This is a genomic window from Thermococcus litoralis DSM 5473 (genome assembly GCF_000246985.2).
GTDB classification, from domain to species: Archaea; Methanobacteriota_B; Thermococci; order Thermococcales; family Thermococcaceae; genus Thermococcus_A; species Thermococcus_A litoralis.
On record NC_022084.1, the window covers coordinates 1,729,115 to 1,748,584 of the forward strand.

At 40.9% G+C, this 19,470-nt stretch carries 19 protein-coding genes; 11 read left to right on the forward strand and 8 right to left on the reverse strand.

Translation table 11 applies throughout. The features are described from left to right. Position 1: 1 nt before the first annotated feature. Together OCC_RS09395 and OCC_RS09400 are read left to right on the forward strand one after the other, a co-directional pair. Positions 2-1,321 carry a TldD/PmbA family protein gene (locus OCC_RS09395; protein WP_004067053.1) on the forward strand — a complete coding sequence of 440 codons (1,320 nt, stop codon included), beginning with the start codon at positions 2-4 and terminating at the stop codon, positions 1,319-1,321. 51 nt (positions 1,322-1,372) lie between these two features. Further along, positions 1,373-2,437, forward strand: a complete 1,065-nt coding sequence (locus OCC_RS09400) for a radical SAM protein (protein WP_004067050.1) — start codon at positions 1,373-1,375, stop codon at positions 2,435-2,437. Here OCC_RS09400 and OCC_RS09405 read toward each other — a convergent pair. Beyond that, positions 2,432-3,304: a DUF835 domain-containing protein gene (locus OCC_RS09405; protein ID WP_338010727.1), complete on the reverse strand. Its 873-nt coding sequence runs from the start codon at positions 3,302-3,304 to the stop codon at positions 2,432-2,434. The genes OCC_RS09400 and OCC_RS09405 overlap by 6 nt on opposite strands. Positions 3,305-3,468: 164 nt before the next feature. On the opposite strand from OCC_RS09405, the gene OCC_RS09410 reads away from it, so the two are divergent. Continuing rightward, a complete protein-coding gene (locus OCC_RS09410; RefSeq protein ID WP_004067045.1) occupies positions 3,469-4,524 on the forward strand; it encodes an NOG1 family protein in 1,056 nt (351 codons plus the stop codon). Here the strand turns inward: OCC_RS09410 and OCC_RS09415 are convergent. Continuing rightward, positions 4,487-5,380 carry a zinc ribbon domain-containing protein gene (locus tag OCC_RS09415; RefSeq protein WP_004067043.1) on the reverse strand — a complete coding sequence of 298 codons (894 nt, stop codon included), beginning with the start codon at positions 5,378-5,380 and terminating at the stop codon, positions 4,487-4,489. The genes OCC_RS09410 and OCC_RS09415 overlap by 38 nt on opposite strands. 63 nt (positions 5,381-5,443) lie before the next feature. Further along, positions 5,444-5,836: a 30S ribosomal protein S8e gene (locus OCC_RS09420; protein ID WP_004067041.1), complete on the reverse strand. Its 393-nt coding sequence runs from the start codon at positions 5,834-5,836 to the stop codon at positions 5,444-5,446. A 121-nt stretch (positions 5,837-5,957) separates the two neighbouring features. Between OCC_RS09420 and OCC_RS09425 the strand changes: the two genes are divergently transcribed. From OCC_RS09425 to OCC_RS09435, 3 genes are read left to right on the forward strand one after another with little or no spacing between them, the layout of a single operon-like run. Beyond that, positions 5,958-6,335, forward strand: coding sequence for a hypothetical protein (locus OCC_RS09425; RefSeq protein ID WP_148290407.1), 378 nt, complete (start codon positions 5,958-5,960; stop codon positions 6,333-6,335). A gap of 50 nt (positions 6,336-6,385) precedes the next feature. Continuing rightward, complete coding sequence (locus tag OCC_RS09430) at positions 6,386-6,763, forward strand: hypothetical protein (RefSeq protein ID WP_020953784.1); 378 nt, start codon at positions 6,386-6,388, stop codon at positions 6,761-6,763. 58 nt (positions 6,764-6,821) lie between these two features. Beyond that, entirely contained in the window at positions 6,822-7,706 is an 885-nt protein-coding gene (locus OCC_RS09435; protein ID WP_148290445.1) for a hypothetical protein, read from the forward strand. Here OCC_RS09435 and pyrG read toward each other — a convergent pair. Continuing rightward, positions 7,703-9,298: a glutamine hydrolyzing CTP synthase gene (gene pyrG, locus OCC_RS09440; RefSeq protein WP_004066931.1), complete on the reverse strand. Its 1,596-nt coding sequence runs from the start codon at positions 9,296-9,298 to the stop codon at positions 7,703-7,705. The genes OCC_RS09435 and pyrG overlap by 4 nt on opposite strands. 142 nt (positions 9,299-9,440) lie before the next feature. On the opposite strand from pyrG, the gene OCC_RS09445 reads away from it, so the two are divergent. Continuing rightward, positions 9,441-10,646 (forward strand): tyrosine-type recombinase/integrase, encoded by a 1,206-nt coding sequence (locus OCC_RS09445; RefSeq protein ID WP_004066928.1) that lies wholly within the window; start codon positions 9,441-9,443, stop codon positions 10,644-10,646. Positions 10,647-10,853: 207 nt separating this feature from the next. Here OCC_RS09445 and OCC_RS09455 read toward each other — a convergent pair whose 3' ends face one another. From OCC_RS09455 to OCC_RS12320, 4 genes are all read right to left on the reverse strand, one after another. Beyond that, positions 10,854-11,300, reverse strand: a complete 447-nt coding sequence (locus OCC_RS09455) for a DUF2244 domain-containing protein (protein ID WP_148290446.1) — start codon at positions 11,298-11,300, stop codon at positions 10,854-10,856. Positions 11,301-11,371: 71 nt separating this feature from the next. Then, positions 11,372-13,351, reverse strand: a complete 1,980-nt coding sequence (locus OCC_RS09460) for a type 2 periplasmic-binding domain-containing protein (RefSeq protein ID WP_148290447.1) — start codon at positions 13,349-13,351, stop codon at positions 11,372-11,374. Further along, on the reverse strand, positions 13,344-13,595 hold the full coding sequence (locus OCC_RS09465; protein ID WP_004066920.1) for a hypothetical protein: 252 nt from the start codon (positions 13,593-13,595) through the stop codon (positions 13,344-13,346). Before OCC_RS09465 ends, OCC_RS09460 begins: the two co-directional genes overlap by 8 nt. A gap of 10 nt (positions 13,596-13,605) precedes the next feature. Then, positions 13,606-13,782, reverse strand: coding sequence for a helix-turn-helix domain-containing protein (locus OCC_RS12320; protein WP_004066918.1), 177 nt, complete (start codon positions 13,780-13,782; stop codon positions 13,606-13,608). A 1,098-nt stretch (positions 13,783-14,880) separates the two neighbouring features. Here OCC_RS12320 and OCC_RS09470 point away from each other — a divergent pair. The 4 genes from OCC_RS09470 to OCC_RS13170 all read left to right on the forward strand — a co-directional run bounded on the left by OCC_RS09470 (position 14,881) and on the right by OCC_RS13170 (position 19,311). Further along, positions 14,881-15,156, forward strand: a complete 276-nt coding sequence (locus tag OCC_RS09470; RefSeq protein WP_004066916.1) for an AbrB/MazE/SpoVT family DNA-binding domain-containing protein — start codon at positions 14,881-14,883, stop codon at positions 15,154-15,156. Continuing rightward, positions 15,128-18,052, forward strand: a complete 2,925-nt coding sequence (locus OCC_RS09475; RefSeq protein ID WP_004066914.1) for a motility-associated ABC transporter substrate-binding family protein — start codon at positions 15,128-15,130, stop codon at positions 18,050-18,052. Before OCC_RS09470 ends, OCC_RS09475 begins: the two co-directional genes overlap by 29 nt. 40 nt (positions 18,053-18,092) lie before the next feature. Next, the gene (locus OCC_RS09480; RefSeq protein WP_004066913.1) at positions 18,093-19,037 is read left to right on the forward strand and encodes an LEA type 2 family protein; all 945 of its coding nucleotides are present in this window, start codon (positions 18,093-18,095) and stop codon (positions 19,035-19,037) included. A gap of 88 nt (positions 19,038-19,125) precedes the next feature. After that, positions 19,126-19,311 (forward strand): integrase, encoded by a 186-nt coding sequence (locus OCC_RS13170; RefSeq protein ID WP_084684324.1) that lies wholly within the window; start codon positions 19,126-19,128, stop codon positions 19,309-19,311. Positions 19,312-19,470 lie beyond the last annotated feature (159 nt).

Here is a 19,470-nt window from a genome sequence, read left to right on the forward strand (position 1 = left end):
GATGGAAGAGCTAATTCGTTTTGGAGAAAAATTCTTTGATGAGCTTGAGATTGCCATGTACAAGAGCAGGGAGGCAGGTGTTCAAATTGAGCTCAATGAGGTCTCCACTTCAGCCTTGAGGGAGAGAGTTGTTACCGTTGTTAGAGGTATTAAAGACAAAAGGCTTGGAGTTGCCATCGTTGACACTGGAGATAAAGAGAAAGTCAAAGAGGCTGTAGAGAGAGCATATAAAATGGCAAAGCTCAACAAGCCCGATGAAAAGTGGGTTTCATTCCCAGAGCCTGGAAAGTACAGAGAGCCAAGAAAAGTTGATAAAGAACTTAGAGAAGTTTCTCCAGACTACTTCGTGGAGCTCGCGAGAGAAGGCATTGGAATGGCGTCGGAAGAGGGAATTGTCGTTGCAGGTGGCGGTGGCGGAGCAGAATGGGGAGAAAGCTTGATAATGAATTCCCACGGCGTTAACGTATTTCAAGAAGGCGGAGGGGCTTTCTTTTACATTGAACTCGTTGGGATGAAGGAAGGAAAAGTGACCCCCGGCATTTTTGACTTCGATGCTAAGCTTTCCCTCAAGCTTGATGTAGAAAGCGTCGTTAAAAACGCTTTGCAAAAAGTTAAATGGGCATTTAAAACCGAAAAAAGCAAGACAGAGGAAGCAAAAGTAGTAGTAGAACCATGGGCAGTTTCGAGCCTTTTATCCTATGCACTATTCCCGGCATTCAGCGGAGAGAGACTTGTCAAGGGCACAACTCCGTTAGCTAACAAAGTGGGCGAGAAGGTTTCAAACGACCTCCTTACAATATACGACGACCCGCTTCACGAGCTCAGCATAAACCCGGTTATAGCGGACGATGAAGGCGTTCCAACGAGGAGAAATGTAATAGTGGAGAAAGGAATTTTCAAAGGCTTTATATGGGATAACTACTGGGCAAAGATTCACGGAGTTGAAAGCACTGGAAATGGAAAGAGGAACCTGTCTACCGGAGGAATAAGCATAGGGTTCCACAACGTCGTGATTGAGAACGGAAAGAGGAGCCTCGAAGAGATTATCGGGGAAATAGAGCACGGCTATCTTGTGGATGGCTTCCAGGGAGCTCATTCAAGCAACCCGGATAATGGGAACTTTGCCGTTGTAGCTAATCCAGCATTCCTAATTGAGAATGGGGAGGTAAAGGGTGCTACAGTGTTCATGATGAGCGGCAACGTCTATGAGCTGTTGCCAGACCTCTACGCGGTAAGCAAAGAGCAAAAAGTGCTGCCCTTCGGAGGAAGCATGGTTGTGCCTGCTATGGCCTTCGAGAACGTTAGAATAGCGGGGAAGTAGGATAATTTATCCATCCAATCCTTTTTAAACCCTCATTTTAATTTTTCCCACATGTATGAGCTAACAGAGGATTACAAGCTCAGGAAGATTACCAAATATGAGCTTGACATGGTAGATGAGAGGGAAGACCTGCTGATAATTCCTCCGTCCTCTAAGGCGGGCTCATGTGGTAATGATTGCGTTTTTTGTTACCTTATGCAAAATCCTCCCCAGATGATATACAGAGTTTCCAAACATGATACCCTCAACGATCCGGAGCTTGAGGACAGAATAGCCTATGCAAGGAAGCACTACGATTTGTGGATAAGGGTTACAGATACAAGTGCAAACGTCCGCTTTGACGAAAAGAGGATCGAAAGCCTCCACTCAGCTGGGCTGGATGAAATCCAAATATCTCTCCACACAACAAAAAAGGACGTTAGGATTAAGCTCATGAAGAACAGAAACGCCGGAAAAGTCATTGATCTTTTACCAAAGGTCGTGGAGAACTTTAGGGTCATAGCGGACATAATCTTAACTCCCGGCTACAACGTCTCCGATATAGGTGAGATTCTGGATGATTTGGATAGATTTGGTGTCCATGAAGTTAGGCTCTTCCCAATTGGGGTTACGAAGTACTCGAGGACTAGAGCTTTAACAAGGGAGGAGCTTCTTTTTGTTAAAAACGTCGCCCTTGAGAAGCAGAAAGAGCTGAGCCTAAAGATAGTCATCCCACCTATATTCCAGGCTCTGCTTGGGGAGTTCAAAACTCCACTGGAGCCCTTTGACATTGAGCCATCTTTACCAACTTACATTCTCACCGGAGAGCTCGCTTATCCAGAAATCAAGCGCCTCTTCCCAAAAATCAAGGTTGTCATGGTTAAGAACGACTTCTTCGGAGGAAACATAGGCACTGCTGGATTACTAACAGCTCATGACGTCCTTAGAGAAGTTGAAAAACTGCCAGAGGTGGATTTGGGAGTAATTTTCCTCCCAGAGGTCATGTTTTATGGAGATTTCACTTTAGATGGCTGGAAGAGAGAAGGACTTTTCAACAAAATCTTAGTGGAAAAGGGCTACATTGTAGAGACAGCCCTAGAGCCTCAAGAGATTCCAAAAATACTTGAGAGATTATGAGACGTACTTGAACTCCGATTCCAGTATAGCCCATTCTTTATCTTCAAATGCCCTTTTGTTTCCGCATAAAATAACGTAGCACTTCTTTGCTGTCGCCTCGTCCTTAAGCTTTGATATGTTTGTGTAGAACTCTTCAAAGCTATCCGCTGCTATTCTAAGTGTCTCTATATTCTCTATCAAGATCGCAAGATTTTCCTCTTTGGGAATGTCTTCTAAAGACTCCAGCAGTTTTCTGGGCGTTATGCACTGCTGGCACGTTTTGGAGGTTATCCAAAAAGAGATTATCTCTTTTTTCATCCATCTTTTGATTTCCTCTGGTGAATCCCTTGAAAAAATGACCCCTTTAAGATCATTTAAGAGCTCCAAAAACAAATATCTAGCTTTTATTTTGTCACTAAAAAGATAACCCATGGGAGAAAGACCTGTTAAGTCAATACTCCCCTGTTTAACGGCTGTAAAGAGCTCGTAAGCCTTTTTGATTCTTTCGTAATGACCTTCTTCAAAGAGTGCCAGCTGTAGGGCTAAGGCTTTGACATCCTCATCTTCGGCTTTTTGAGCGAGCAGTTCGTAAGCCTTCTTTGCGAAGAGCTCACTTTCCATGCAGTACTCGAGAGCTTTCAGGTAATCATCTACAGTTTCAAACTCTGAGTAGAATGGAAGGACTTCAATAGGAGGAGCCTCTACTTTAACCGGTTCATCATTGGGATAAAGCTTTTTGAAAAGGGTGTAAAGTCTGTTTCTGTGTTCTTCACTCTCTTCGCTCATCTGGATAAACAGGAGTTTAATGCTCCCCCTCTTGGCTTTCTTGGAAAGTTCGGCATAGTATTTAGCCTCTTCCTCTTCATTAAAAATGGCATAGCTTAGAATCTCCTTTGGGACTTTTTCTCAAGTGAGCTCACGACTTTTTCAAGGTAGTTGTCAAGAACAATATCTTCCCGCATTTCTCTCCCTCTTAAAAAATTTGATCAACATCTTTAAAAACCTATTGAGAAAGTCACTAACGGCGAGAAAAATAGGAAAGGTGAGAGATCATGAAAAATCCATTTGAAAAGATGCCAACAATACTTCTTGCGGATGAGATCATTGACAAGGCTTTTAGGCGAGCTGAGAAAGTTGCCTCTGCCTTTAATCCAAGGGGGGGTGTAGTTAGTAAAGCTAGGCAGAGGGAGGAGCTTAGAATAAGAACCGTCTCAAACGTTATTAGGGACAACCTAAAGAAAGTCCTTGACAGGACTCCGGGGGTTTCAACGCTACCTCCTTTTTATCAGGAGCTTCTTGACACGCTGGTTGATAAGAGAACCTTCCATAAGGCTCTTGCTTCAATAAACTGGGCGATAAAGACCATAAGGACACTTGAAGAGAGATACGTAGAAAAGATTAGGTATTCCAGGGATCCAAAGGAGATTGCACAGCTGAGAAGGGAATTTTACGGCAGGGTTGCAAGCGTTATAAAGGACATAGCCGAAAACCTCGAATACCTAAACAAAGCCAGGGACGTTCTCAAAGATATGCCCGTAATTGACCTCAGCCTTCCTACTATAGTGATAGCCGGTCACCCAAACGTTGGAAAGTCCACACTGCTTAGAAAACTCACAAACGCCAAGCCTGAAGTGGCGAGTTATCCTTTCACGACGAAGGGTATAAACGTTGGGCAGTTCGAGGAGCACTGGATGAAGTATCAGGTTATAGACACTCCAGGTCTCTTGGACAGACCATTGAGCGAGAGAAATGAAATAGAGAAGCAGGCGATTTTAGCGTTAAAGCATCTCGGTAAGCTGATAATCTACATCTTTGATCCGAGTGAGTACTGTGGTTTCCCAATAGAGGAGCAAATGCACCTTTTTGAGGAAATCTACGAGGAATTTGGGGAGTTCCCGTTTATAGTGGTGCTCAACAAAATAGACATTGCAGATGAGGAAAAGATAAAGAAGATCGAGGAATTCCTCAGAGCTAAGGGAATCGAACCCCTAAGGATTTCTGCTGAAAAGGGAATTGGAATAGAAGAACTAAAGGAAAGGGTAATAAAAATACTAAAACCGGAGATGGAAGCTATTGCCCACAGTATGGGCAAAATTGAAGGTGAATAGGCTTTAGGGCTCCACAGTGCTCGCACTTTTCTTTTAGTTTTGCTCCACAGTTGGGGCAGTAGAGATAATCATCCTTTACAGGAAAGCCGCAGTTGTAGCACTTGTTTTGGGCGATTCTCCTTTTATACACTCTTTCAGGCTTGAAGTATTCCTTTCTCAAGTAATAGAGTGCTAAAAGCGTTGCAAATGCTCCAAAGAGACTTAAGCCTATAAGCTGAACTGTACTCCATATTGCAGAGAGGAGGAGATAGATAAGCAACAGCGAAGAATACGCTATCAAAGATGAAGTGTAGATGTTTTTGTACCTCCGAAGGAGTAAAAGCGATGCTATGAAAATCGGAACGGCAAATAAAAGCTTTAAAATTAGAACTTTAAGCCTGTAGGCGTTGTAAGCTCTTCTATATTCCTCATTTGCCTTCTGCATGAGCTCTTGGATTTTTGAATTAAGCTCTTCCAGTTTTTCATGCGTTTGTTCGTATGCACTTTTTGCCCCAAGGTATTGGAAGTAGACTCTCTCGTATTCTTCTTTGGCTTTTAGGTATTCTGTCTTTAGTTCCTCTGTTGCGTTCCCGCTCTCGAGTGCAACTCTATATTCTTCTCTTTTGAAGAGGTAAACTCTCTCAGCTTCGGTTAGGTTGCTCTCTGCCTTTTGATATACCTCAAATAGCTGTCTGTCAAGTTCCATTAAGCGGCTTTGGTTTTCGAGAAGAGCCTTTATCCCATACTTCTCTTGATAATATTCATAATTTGGTCTTTGGGGAATGTTCTCAAGCTCCCTGAGAAAGTTTATGCTCGCCAGAAGAAGAAAAACGACAAATAAACTTGCGAGTATCTTTTCAATGCGCGAGTATTCCATTACTCACACCGGAATAAATAGGGGTTCAGAATATATAAAAGGTTCGCAGAAAAAGAGAAGAACTCATGCGTTTTCTTCCTTAATGAGAACTGCGTTTACAACACCATCTTGGCCTGGTCTTGAGGTAACGATTGCCTTTCCAATCTCTGTCTGGATTATTGCACCCTTTGTGATGATGTTTCTTCTTACGTACTGCCTGTTGGCTGGGTTCTCAACTACGCTGATTATCTTTACCTTCTTACCCTTTCCGTTTTCGAAAACGTTTGCATAGAGTGCCTTTACGAGTCTGACCTTTCTGTTGCCGCCGTATGTTCTGATTATCTTCCTCTCTTCTTTGTCTTCAACTACCCTTGTAAAGGCTGGTTCTCTTCCGAGTTCCCTCTTTCTCTTCTTTCTTGCGAGTATAATCCTTCCACCTGAAGGCTTTTTGAGTGATCTTCCCTGCCAGATAGCCATAACTCTCACCTCATGATGATCTTAACCCTATGGGCATTTTAGGGATTTGCTTATAAATCTTTTCCCTTTCCAGGGCGTGTTTATAGTAACCTTTATTAGGGTTTTTGCTGAATTCTTTCAGGTGGTTGTCGTGATCCCCAGATGGGATCACAGACTCAAAGACCCTGAAAGCGTGGCATTCATAATCCTCGACGTTTTAGCAGACTTTGAATCAGAAGGAAAGCTGAAGAACCTGCCAAAATCCAAAAAATTTCCAGTAAAAACAATACTGGCAATACTCCTCTTTAAACAATACTACAACCTACCCCTCAGAGACGCCCAGCACTACGGCAGAAAATTCTTCGGAGCAAACATTCACTACTCAACCCTCCACAACTGGGAGAAAAAGCTGAACCTCGAAGAACTGACAAACCACCTCCTGAAAAAACTCCAGAAATTACCCTACGCCAGCACTCAAGCAGACTCAACCATTATCACAAATAAAAAAAGGACAGGATAGAAGTTCAGGCAATAACGAGAATCCTGCCGGGTTTACTGTATCCGGTTGCTGTGAAGATCACGACTTCTGAGAACGAGCTGATTGAACTCCTGCCGGAGGGTTCTGGGAATTTTTATGCTGATGGGGCTTATGATTCAAAGAAAGTTCTGAACACTGTGGTGGAAAAGGGTTATCGGCCGATTGTTAAGAAGACTAAGAACCTTCCAGGTGGTTTTGGCAGTAAGAAGAGAGATAGAGTGTTTTCTGAAGAAGAGTACAGGTATAGGAATCCTCATGAGGGGTTCTGGGGTGCGTTTACAACGTGGTTTGGCAGTAGGATCCCCTGTTTTCTGAAAAAGACTACTGTAACCCGAATTTTGCTTGGGGTAATGTGTTATGGTCTGAAAATCCTCCTCAGAGTCAAATACTGTTTAAATAACAGGGGGTGAAACTAAACACGCCCTCCCTTTCCAAAATCCTTAAAACCATGACCCCCTATCTCGCTTGGTGGTAGGAATGGGAGCTGTAAATGCCTTCGCCAGAACCATTGTAGTTATTACAAAAAATCCCAAGCTCTTGCTAATTCCGCTGATTATCTCGATTATTTTAAGCCCGGTTTCAGCTTACCTTGTCAAGGAGATGCCGATGTTTGGAAGCTTTTCTGAATTTCAAGAAGGTGGCAATGAGAGCGTTATCTTTGAGGAGCATGGCGCGTTTTCTGAAGAGATGCTTGCTGAGTTTGCAAATTTTTTCAAGTTTTTACTGATTTTCATGGTTATCTCCCTTCTCCTCCAGGCGTTGAGTGAGTATGCCATGATAAAAGGGGCTTTAATGGCAGAGGAAGGAAGAGAATACTCCCTCGTTGACCTAATATACGAGGGAATAATGCACGTCTTTCAGGTGTTTTTGACGATTTTGATCGTTGGAATTATAAGCTTCGCAGTACTCTCAATCCCCCTCTTCGTCTTCGGAGTTTTGCTCTTCATCTCTGGAGGAAATCCGGCATTAGTCTTTCTCCTATTCTTAGTTGAAATCCCACTCGTTTTATTTGTGATAGGGGCAAGCTCGATGGCAGTGCCTATCTATGTTATGAGCAATTCCATCAGTGCCTCCTTAGCCTGTTTTTCACTGGCGTTTAGAAATAAACTCTCTTCCGTAACTTTTGGAGCGTTGCTTGCTGTATCGATCTTTTTCCTTTTAGCGGTTCCAGCATCTTTCATTGGTGTGCTGTTTTTTGGGAGAACCGACTTTATGGCGAATTTAATAGCCAACCTTTTACAAGCTCCATTCCAGGCGATAATTCAAGCTTTAGTAGCCATTGGGGGTTTGATGCTCTATCTTGAGCTTTCGGAGAAGGAAAAAGAAGAAAAACTATTGGAGTTTGAATTTTAGCCTTTCATTTCTTTTGCCGCTTTTACCAATCCTCTAAACACAGGTGCAGGTTTCATAGGTCTTGACTTAAACTCTGGATGGAACTGAGTCGCTATGAAATAGCGCTTATCCGGCAACTCAAGGATCTCCATCCTCCTTTCATCGTCTCCAGCTATGCCGCTGAAGACAAGACCAGCCTTTTCGAGCCGTTCGATGTACTCAGGGCTTACCTCCCAGCGGTGCCTGTGGCGTTCGTATATAAGCTCCCTACCGTAGAGCCTGTGGGCAAGAGTACCCTCTTTTATCTTGATTGGATATGCCCCAAGCCTCATCGTGCCGCCGAGCTTGTCAAGCCCCCTCTGCTCCGGCATGAGGTCAACAACTGGATACGGCGTTTGCGGATTTATCTCGGTTGAATTTGCTCCTTCAAGACCGAGAACGTGTCTTGCAAACTCCACAACGGTTAGCTGGAATCCAAAGCAGATGCCAAGGAAGGGGATATCATTTTCTCTCGCATACTGGATGGCCATAATCTTGCCCTCGCTTCCCCTTGCACCAAATCCGCCGGGCACTATTATACCGTGAACCCCTTCAAGGAGCTTGAAGCCCTCTTTTTCTAAGTCCTCTGCCTCAATCCACCTTATCTTTACCTTAACATCATTGGCAACACTTGAATGCTTCAATGCTTCTTTTATGCTGAGATATGAGTCGGCAAGCTTAACGTACTTCCCTACAATCGCTATCTCCACCTCATCTTTCAATCCCTTGTATTTCCTGACCATTTCTTCCCATGCCCTTAACTCTGGCTCCCTCTCTTCTAGTCCAAGCCTTTTGGTCAAGTATTTGCCAAGCCCTTCCCTCTCAAGGAGGAGAGGAACTTCGTAGGTGTCTTCAACGTCATAGGCACTTATTACCGCCTCTTCTGGCACGTTTGTGAAGAGACTTATCTTCTTTCTAGCCCCCTCTTCCAGCGGATCCTCGCTTCTAGCTATTATTGCATCAGGCTGAATTCCAAGGGAGCGGAGCTCTTTAACGCTGTGTTGTGTAGGCTTTGTTTTTTGCTCTCCAACAACTTTAAGCTTTGGAACGTAGGTTACATGAACAAAAGCAACGTTTTCTCTCCCTTCTTCAAGCTGCATCTGACGGGCTGCCTCAAGGAAGGGCATGCTCTCTATGTCTCCAACTGTACCTCCTATTTCAACGACGACAACATCATACTCCTCGGCTATTCTCCTTATGCGTTCCTTAATCTCGTTGGTAATGTGGGGTATAACCTGCACGGTTGCGCCTAAATAGTCTCCTCTTCTCTCTTTTTCTATAACCGTGGAGTATACCTTTCCAGTTGTAATGTTGTGGTCAAATGTTAGGTTTGTGTCCAAAAAGCGCTCGTAGTTTCCAAGGTCGAGGTCAACCTCTCCTCCATCGTCGAGCACGAAGACCTCTCCATGTTGGTATGGACTCATTGTTCCGGCATCGTAGTTGATGTATGGGTCAATTTTGATGTTTGTAGTTCTGAATCCTCTAGATTTCATGAGCATGCCCAGTGAAGCGCTCGTTATTCCCTTTCCAAGTCCACTCACAACCCCACCGGTTACAAAGATGAACTTTGCCATGTCAAAACCTCCAAAAGTTATGTTGTCCTTTGCAGCAAGGAAGCTTAAAAGCTTTGTTTAGAAAAAGCTTTAAAAACCTTATGTTTTGTTTAGCGTAAACGATAAGAACAATTGTAACGTTATTACTAATAGGTGATGCAATATGGAACACTATGAAAAATGGATCGAAACATATTTTACGTCGGAGCACACCCAGAAAACATACCTATCTGCACTAAGGCAATTCCACGACAAATTTGGTTACATGACTACTCCAGATGAACTTCTGGATGCTATAACAACATGGATTCGTGACCTTAGAACCGAGGGCTATACACCAAAAACCATCAACAACTACGTAACTGCAGTGCTGTCTTATTATCGGGATCAGGGAATTGTTATTCCTGAGGAAACATGGAGACGAATTAGAAGGAGAATTCTACCACCAAGCAAACCCTCAACCTTTGATAAAGCAGGAAGTCACGATGAGTGGAAACGTATACTAACCCATATGAGTTTAGCTGGGAGAAGCCTGTTTCTGTTCCTTCTAAGCACTGGTTGCCGTATCGGAGAAGCCTTACAGTTGAAAATCTCGGATTTAGACCTTGAAAAAGACCCACCCCGTGCCTACATCCGACCCGAGTACACGAAGGGAGGTTACGGTGGACGTGTAGTCTTTTTCACATACGAGGCAAGGGATGCTATAGAAGAATGGCTGAAGCTAAGACTAATACTCAACAAGCGTGCTCCAAAACGTTATTACATTCCAAAGCACGGTAGATATGCATACTACACAGAAAAAGACGACAACAGAGTCTGGCCAATCTCAGTTTCTACAGCTCAAGCTATCCTCTGGGAAGCTCTCAAGCGTGCTGGACTCGACGAAAGGGATCCAAGGACAGGCAGGAGACTCATTCACATCCATAGCACTCGTAAGTTTTTCAGGTCTAACTGCGGACTTCCCGACGCTCTAACCCATGCTTTGATGGGGCACGAGGGATACTTAGATAGGAGCTACCTACGTCAAAATGTTGAAAGGGCTGGAGAAGAATACAAACAAATAGCAATCCCCAGACTCACCATCTTTGAGAAAACAACTGCTGACAAGATGGAAATTCTGAAATTGATAGCCAAAGCACTCGGTGTAAACGAAGAAAGGTTGGACACAGTCCTTGAAGAGCACAGAGGTCAGGGGTTCTACGACATTGCCACCGCAATAGGCAACCTAATCAAAGAAGAAATCAGTAAATCTGCCAAAAAGAAGGAATACGCCATTGTGGATGAAGATGAACTCCAGTTCTACCTGCTCAACGGATGGGATCTTGCGAAAGTACTAAATGATGGACGCTTTTTGATGGTTCGTGCCTAGTTAGACTTAGGTTTCTCTTTGTTCTTTTTATATTTTCTTGACTTCCAAGAGTAATCAAGGAGTTTTGCAAATACCTCCAATGTTTCAAATAATCTATAAAGAAAACCAGGTAATTTCTGTCTTGGATATTCAACTAGGGGATGTCTTCCAGGTAATGGAATTATGAAAAAACTTCTCTCTTCACCAAGTCTTGTGCGATATGAAACCTCAATACTCTTTCCAAAAAAAATAAGTTTCATCTATAAAATCACTAAGAATACCACTTTCTTTTGGACTTAAACATTGAATGAGATATTCTTCGGGGAAACTTATATACTCTCTCCATTTTTCAGGAGGAATTGGCTTACCGTCTTCCCGTAATACTCTTACTATTCCAACATCATAAGCAGGATTTTGGCTCACATTCTCTATAATTAGCATGTTATCGTTTATTCTAACACTAAATGATGGTTCAAACTGATTAAGCAACAAAAGATTTTGTCTCTCATAAATTTCAGCCTGCCTCCAGATAACGAGCAATTGAGCATAAATTATAATAACCATTAGGAAATCTGAACCCCATCCGAGCTTAAGAAAGGCAAGTACTGGAAGCGCTAATAACAACATTACACGTATCAAAATCGAAAACATGAGTTTAACCAGAGCCCTTATCAACTTTACTTCCCCATACTTTGAGTCCTCTTTAGACCTAAATAGTTTTCGCAAGTTCACCTATGTATGACTCACTACAAAAGCAGGAGGGCACCCTCCTTCAGCTTGTCAAATTTTTTGACCTTGAGGATCCTGTAATGCCTGCCCGTTCTAAGATTGACACCGCTCCCAACTTCATCAAAAGCATCCAACTCTTTGAGGAAGCTGATGAACCATTCAATTTTCTCCTTCTTCTTCTCGACTTTCCTCAGGTCTTCCCTGAGTTCCTTCCATTTCCTGAATTCAAAGCCCTCGATGTGTCTAAACCAAAGCTCCAAATCCTCAGGTCTAATGCCTAACAAAAATACCCTTTTGAATATTTTTGGATTTTGGGACATTAGAACCGAGTAAAACAGAATTTCCCCGATATTCAGAGACTTAATTTTCGGACTGATTAATAAGTATAATCTACCCGAAATTTTAGTCTCCTTAAAACCGAGATATTTTCCTAAAGATTCCTTGAATTCCTTCTTTTCTACTTTAGACAAAAAGGGTATAATTGTTTTTAGTTTACTCGGTTCTACGACTCCAAAGATTCTGTCTGCTAAGTAACGTAGTTTTGGAATGTTAGAGTGGAAGATTACGAGTTTAGGACTTTCCTCACGATAAAACGGAATAGGTGAGATTCTAAGGATTGATTGTTCTAGTTCGTTAATCAGTGTTTCTGTAGCTAAGTCAGGGTTAGTTATTTCCTCAAAAGGCGTTGCGAAACCAAAGTGATACACCAGAACTACATCGTAGAATGGTAAATCCACCCCTCTGGAAATTGTGCTGTTTGCGTAGAATACAAGTGACCGACCTGTCATGTAGCATTCCTTTATATACTCGTAGGGCGTTAAGTTATCCACTAACTCAATATTGTGAATGCCTATTTCCCTGAACTTTTGAAGGACTTTCTCAGCTATCTCCTTAGTTCCAGCGAAGACAAGAAACGGAACGTTTTGAGAATCAAGCAGTTTTCCTACTTCGAAAATATCTGAGTGAACTACTATGAAGTTACGAGCATAACGGAAGTTTTGATCTTCAATTATGCCTACCTTAGTTCTGCCAAGAGCGTTAAAGAATGCTTCTGCTTTCCCACGGTCATTACCCCTGATTATAATATGCTTGAACCCATTCAGCCAATCTTTAAAGAGTAAAACCCTGTCGGCTACTAAGTAGATGATTTTCCCATTAGGTGGTTTTCTGTGGCGTTCAAGGTAATATCCCAAGTAGAACAAAGACGCAACAAAGAACCTGATAACGTCATACTCCTCTTCTTTCCAGCCTTTTCTTAGGAGCTCTTCTGCTGTTCTGATTTTTTCGTCTAACGCCCAGCTTGTGAATGGTGGTTCTGGAATGTCCTCCATTAGGCTTTCCAATGCATCGATAATAGGTTCACTGGAGCCATTCTGGACGGCTTCATTATAGTAGTCCCAGAAGTTGTTATTTTGTTTTAGTTCCGCAAGTTCGTTGAGCCAATCTAAGAATTCAGGATACTCTTTTTTGATTTTGTTGGGAATAAAATCCAAAAGTCCCAAAATTGGAATCTCGATGGAGAACTGAAATTTTGAAATTGTTATTTTAATTAGCTCTACGTCCTCTGGATAAAATGTGTCCAAAGTTCTATCTTCATCAATAATTAGCACATCATATTGGTCTGGTGAAAGATCCCTCCATGCTATTTGTGGAACAGTAAGGGTGATGCTGGAATTTTTAGCCCATTCCAAAAGTAGATAATAGGGATGCTTATTTTCCAACATGCCGAAGGCAATTGCGTCAGCTGGCGTTAAAATTTGACTGTATATAGGCATCTTTAGATAATATTGTCTAATTTCTTCAATTCTATTTTGCCCCATGATAAGAACTCCTTTGAAGTTTGGATCTAAGTCTAGTTTTTCCAAATTACGACAAGCTTGCTCAATATTTGCATATCGGTTATTAAGGTAGAGAACTTTGCCAAGATGGATTCCGAGTGCTAGGGACATAGTTGTTCCGCCTGAGCGTGGAGGTAGAGCAAGAATATAGTCAGTCATTTTCCCAATCCCTATTTAGAGTTTTTTCCTTTTTGTATATAACTTTTTCTCCCTTGTTCTTCGTCTTTTTATCACCTTCCACACTAGTGTGGGAGTTGTTGGATTGAATGAGATCATCAAGAATCTGAATCATTTCGTCAACTATCTCCCTGAGGAACTTAAAGTTGGCCTGCAGGTAACCCTTAAGTTCTCCTATCTCGAAAGCAAGGTCGCGTAAGTTTGAAGTTACCTCGTTGTCTGACATTCTAACCACCTTATTTCCCTGTATCGATTTTTATACCTAATTTCTCGAGTTCTGAGAGTGGAATCCTCCACTCCTTCCCAAGCTTTATGGCTTTGAGCCGTTTGTTCCTGCACCATGCTTGAACCGTTCCAATTTTTACCCCATACATTTCCGCGAATTCCTTAGTTGTGATAAATTTCCTAGCCATATCCACCACCCGTTATAACTTTACACATTGTCACTGTCATTTAAAATTACGTAACAAAGAGTCAAATATTTTTTGTTAGTAGTACCAACTTAGGATACTCTATTCTTATGGTTTTGTACTAATATATAGCTACATTAACTAACAAAAAGAGACATAAAGACATCTAAAGCAATCCAAAGATTATTCTCACAGATAGAGCAAGGGTACTAGAAAGTCTTTATACTTTTTTGCTATGTAAGAGCTAAGCATCAAGGAAGGGAGAGGTATTTGTGTTGTTATCTATTTGAGAGTATCGTCTGCTCTATGCAAAACGTTTTTTACCGATCTCAAAAAAAGTCCTAAGATATGTAAGACTTCTGACGACACTGTTCTCTTCTATAAACTTTTTTTCAGAACTTCTTTTTTTCTTTAGTAAAAAAGTGAACTTTTTTTAGTGTGGTATTAAAAAATAAAAGAAGTTCTAAGAGTCATAGGAACAGGGGAAATTCTGCAATCTCGTCTTTCTGCCGAGAAACTTCTTTATAAAAAAGTCTAAGTGAGTTTTGATAATAATCTAAACTACAATTAGTGCCTTACATCCATTTATATTTCTTTTGACGAATTTTTCCTTCTTCAATCATCTTTTTTCCTTTGAAACTTGTTCTATTCCTCTAATCCTCTAGTTATAATAAAACCAGAACTGGAAGTCATTCCTTATGTTTGGTTTTTCTTAAACCTTCTTCCACACTTTCATAGAATATAGCCCAATAGTCTTTTGCTCCGCATACTCTAAAGCGAGATAAAGGTGCAACACTGACCTCCTTTTCTTCATACGCTTTTCCTATGTAACACCTACAATCTCGAAGATAACAGCCTACTGGGTTTTCACTATTAAAAGTTTCAGCTTTGGTTTGTCAACTTATCAGTTCCAGAAGCTGAAAACCTAAGAACATTCCCTATTCTTGCCCTCAACCCAGTACCTCCTGGTTAAAGCCTTCCCTTATTATATACATTAGTTTCACCTTTGTTATACATATGTCAACTTTTGTGTTCCGTAAAAGTTAAATATTCTAAGTACTTTAAAATACTATAAATGTCTTTGAAAGGAGGTAAAAGTATATGACAGACGAACACACTAGAAATGTTTTGAATCTGATTACAGCATTAGCCCAAATTAAATGGAAAGATCTCCAGAATACACTGCGCGATGTTGTAATAACATTCTTTAATCAAACTGCTGTTTACAAGGCAAGAGTTCAAAAAGGTGGGAGAATTAAAATTCCCGAAGAAGAAAGAAGTGCTTTGGGGTTAAATGAGGGAGATATTGTCCAAGTCATTCTTATTCCTCTAAAGGAGGGGAATAAGAATGAAAAGGGTAATAGCACTCTTGATTAGTCTCCTGTTTTTGAGCAATCCAGTAGTAGCATTTGACATCTTTGGGGACAATATACCCCCTCTTGTGGTGGAGGAAGACTTGATTCAAGGGACAATATTGGAGCCAATAATAGTGCATGAAGGCAGTCCATATTCTGTAGAAGTTCTTGTTGCAGATAACAGTGGAATTGAAAAGGTATCTCTTCTCTACAAGGTCAACAATGGAAACTGGCAGGAAGTCCAAATGAAAAAGGAGAGCTTACTAGGAGGACTAGAAGACTTGCTTAATATTTTCAACGTTCTTCCCATGACTTATAGCCGATATAAAGGGCAGATACCCTCTCAGCAGGCGGGTTCTGAAGTATGGTACAAAATAATCGCAACAGACAAAAGCGGTAACTCATTTGAAAGTGTTCCTAGATATTACATCGTTGATAATCCACAAGGAAAGAAAGTACTAATTGTAGACCCTTCATATCCTTCTTGGTACGGAAAGTCCTTAGTCCCTTGGATGCAGGAGTTATTAAACAATATTGAAGAGAATTATCCCCTAAAATCACCTATCAGGGCTAGGATACAAGAACTCTTAGAAAATATGACTCTTGCAAAAGAATACGAAGGATACTTGTTCCCGAAACACTATTGGAGTGTTCTTGCCAAAGATTACCAACTTAAGATAATTACCAAATTTGACTTCGAACAAATAACGTCCTTTGAGCCAAAAGTAGTTATCCTTTCTAATATCTGGCTTAATCCATGGGAACTCTCCTTAGACGAACAGAACAACCTTATAAGGTATCTGCGAGAGCATAACGGAGGACTTATAGTCACACATGGTAGTCTCCATGATTCAATTATCTATGAATCTCCAGAGAAGCAAGTAGAAGTTGGAGTTCCAAAGCACGTCGGAAACTTAAGCGTGTTGTATGTCAATGCAAACCTCCCCCAAGCACTTCTTGAGAGTAAAAATTTATGCGACATAGTAGAGGCAAAGAAGGAGACTCTTGCGACAGTTCTAGGCTTTAAACTTGCTCCACTTATAGAGCAAGCAAAGAAAACACTAGCTGATGGCCTCTATATGGCCGGGCAGGTAGAGGTTGCTACAGTAGTTGGCTCAATGCCACTATTTCCAGTTTACGCCCCATTCTCAGGTAAGCTTGAGGTAAGAGAAGCACATCCGATATTAAGTGGTCTGCTGACCGAGTTCAAAATTAAAATCCCAAGTGCTTATGAAAAAATTGGACAGAATGGTTATACACTCTTCGGATGGCAATTTGTCTTACCATCCGAGATCCTCTACAGGAGCAGGGAGAGATGGAGAAGCATTAAGAGTGAGAGCCAAGAATTCCTAAACAAACTCTCGGAATACCAAAAGAGAATTATTGGAAAGTCATCATTAAAATATCAAGAAAGAGCATTGAATGGAGAGCTCATAGATTCGATCTCAAAACTCCAGTTCGGAGAAAAAGACTTCACTATTGAAATCTTAGGGAACAAGAAAACGATTCCAGCACCAAAAGAGATTCTTGAAAAGGGAAGAATACTCAAACTCGCAGGAGAGCTTGGTCTAGCGAGAGCAGTAGCTGTTTCTGATGATGGTAGAGCAGGGATTGTAGTGAGAGACGAACCCTATTTAGAATGTGGCATTAGAACTGTATATTTCAGTTTTGAGGTGGAAGCAGGGGAGGATGAGAATTCGCATAAATTACTGAAGAATGCAGTGGAATGGGCAAGCAGTTTTGAGTATAAACCAGCTTTAAGAAGTGTCGTCATACTTGCTAATGATATAGACTGGCAACTTAAAGGAAAAACACTTGCAGAATCTCTCCAAAAGGTAGGATTTCAAGTTATTCATGTTTATGCAAAAGATTTCGACAAGTATAAAACTGAGCGACTTATCATAATACTCGGAGGTCCAAAAGCTTATGATGGAGTTGGTGAGGTGGTTCAGGAGGTTCTAGATGAAAAAGAACAAGAATTTGTAATTGAAGGAAAGCAAAGAATATTTGTAAAAGCAAACGTTTGGACAAAACCTCAACTCGTTATTGTAATTGCGGGGGAGGATAGATATCTGACAGCGGGAAAAATCATCGAATACCTAGATTCATTAGATATAGATTACTATCAACTTTTATATCAACTCCTTAATATTCCCCAAATAGGAACTAGCGGAGGCGAGAATATTATCTCAAACCAGACAATGGGAAAGAGTAGAACAATCAAAGTTCTCATAGATGCATCACATAATCAATATTTCAATGATCAGAGGCTTACTGGGCTTATAAACAAGATAAAAGAAGAGCTCGGATGGTCAGTTGATGTGAACTATCAACCGATAACATCTAGCGTACTCTCCAACTACAATGTGCTAATTATACCTAATCCGAAATCTGATATTTCTAATGAGGAAGCTCAAGCAATTAAGGAATGGATCAAGAACGGAGGTGGTCTCCTGATTGCGGGGGACTGGTACAAGTATGTCTACTACCGAAGTCTTAATAAGGTAACTGAGGAGTTTGGAATTAAGTTTAATGATGATGAGCTCATAGATGACGAACACAACACTGGAGAATCTTATTATCCACTTATTGGCGAATTTAACCTCGAACACCCCACAACAAGATTTCTTAGTGAGGATCATCAACTCTATTACTGCGGTGATACTTTAGATATAAGTGGAAGTGCAGTGTGGTTAATAAGAGGTTATGAGAGCTCGTATGCAGTCTCTGATGCGGGAGTTGTCAGCAAAGGAAAGGGTTCTAAGCCAATAGTTGCAGCTGCAGTGGAAGTTGGCAATGGCAGAGTAGTGGCTTATGGTTCCAGTATGGCACTCAGTGATGAACAGAATGGAGCTTATATCAAGACAAATTGGCCATTTATTAAAGGAGTTCTCCTGTGGTTAGCTAAGAAATCTTGATTTTCCTTTTTATACTCTCTACTCCATCGGAGGGGTAAAAATGGAGAAAATGAAATTGACTTGTGGTCTGGTTGTTGTGTTATTGTTGAGTGTTGCCTTTGCTGGGTGTACACAAAAAGGAACTTCCTTAAATACCTCATCAACAACTACTACACAAATATTAGAAAAGCCAGAAATAAAACTCATAAAGCATAAATGGAGAGAAATAACCCATTCAACAACTGAAATAATTACCGAAATCACAATCTACAACCCTAATGCAGTCCCAATTCCAATAGAGAATGCCCTAGTAGAAGTTTACATGAATGACATAAAACTGGGTGCAGGTTCTTCAACAATTGGAGAGATTAAAGCAAAGTCAGAATCAACAATAGTTATTTCAACAAAGTTTGACAACAGTAAAATTCCTGAATGGTGGGTTTCCCATATAAAGAATGGAGAGAAATCAATAATGAGGATTAAGGGGTTCTTGACCTTTAATCTGAAAGTTACAAAAGTTCAGTTCCCAATTGAGTTTTCAAGTCCACTAAAGACTAGCATACTAGCGGGATTGAATTCGGATACTCCGCAAAAAGTTAGTATTGGTCCGATTACCCTTACAATCGAGTCAATAAAGTCGCATTGGGGAGATGTTACTGCTGATTATACGGAAATCATAACATTAGCCACAATCTACAACGACAATTTGATACCAGTGCCAATAACAAAACTTCGCTATTTAGTTGAGATGAATGGGATTAAGATTGCCGAAGGTTCGAGTAATGTTGCAACCATTATACAGCCAAAGTCTGATGCAACGCTTACATTTGTTACTAAATTGGACAACAGAATGCTTGATGAGTGGTGGGTTAGCCACATAAAGAATGGTGAAAGAACTAAGGTTAGGGTAATTTTGCAACCAGTTATTGAAGTTGGTGGCAGAGAGTTAGTCTTTACTTTGGCTGAAAGCGAATCAGAATTCACTACTAACTTGCTCGGAGGTTAAATCTTTTATTTTTTGTTTAATTTTTTGAATAGGAGACACTCCCATGAATTGCTAACATGCTCTTGCCAAGTCTAGGAAAAGTGTTAAGATTCCAAAAGCTGGAAGTGATAACTATGTTCCCTCTGATGAGGAAGTGTTAAATGCATACAGAAAAATTAAGAAAGAAGAAACTAAGATGATATTCAAACTTTTGGCGTTTTCTGAAATAAGGATAGTAGAAGCATCTGCCCTTGTATCTAATTTTGAGGACTCTAATTTATTGAATGATAAATAATAATTAAAATAACAACATTGCCAATATCCTCATCAATGCTCAGGGGAACTAAGAACGTCTACTATGCATACATGCCTAGAATTTTGATTTAGAGTCAAAGAGGATTGACTTGACTAGCAAGGCAATAATAAACAGAATTTGTGCTTTTAGCATGCGATA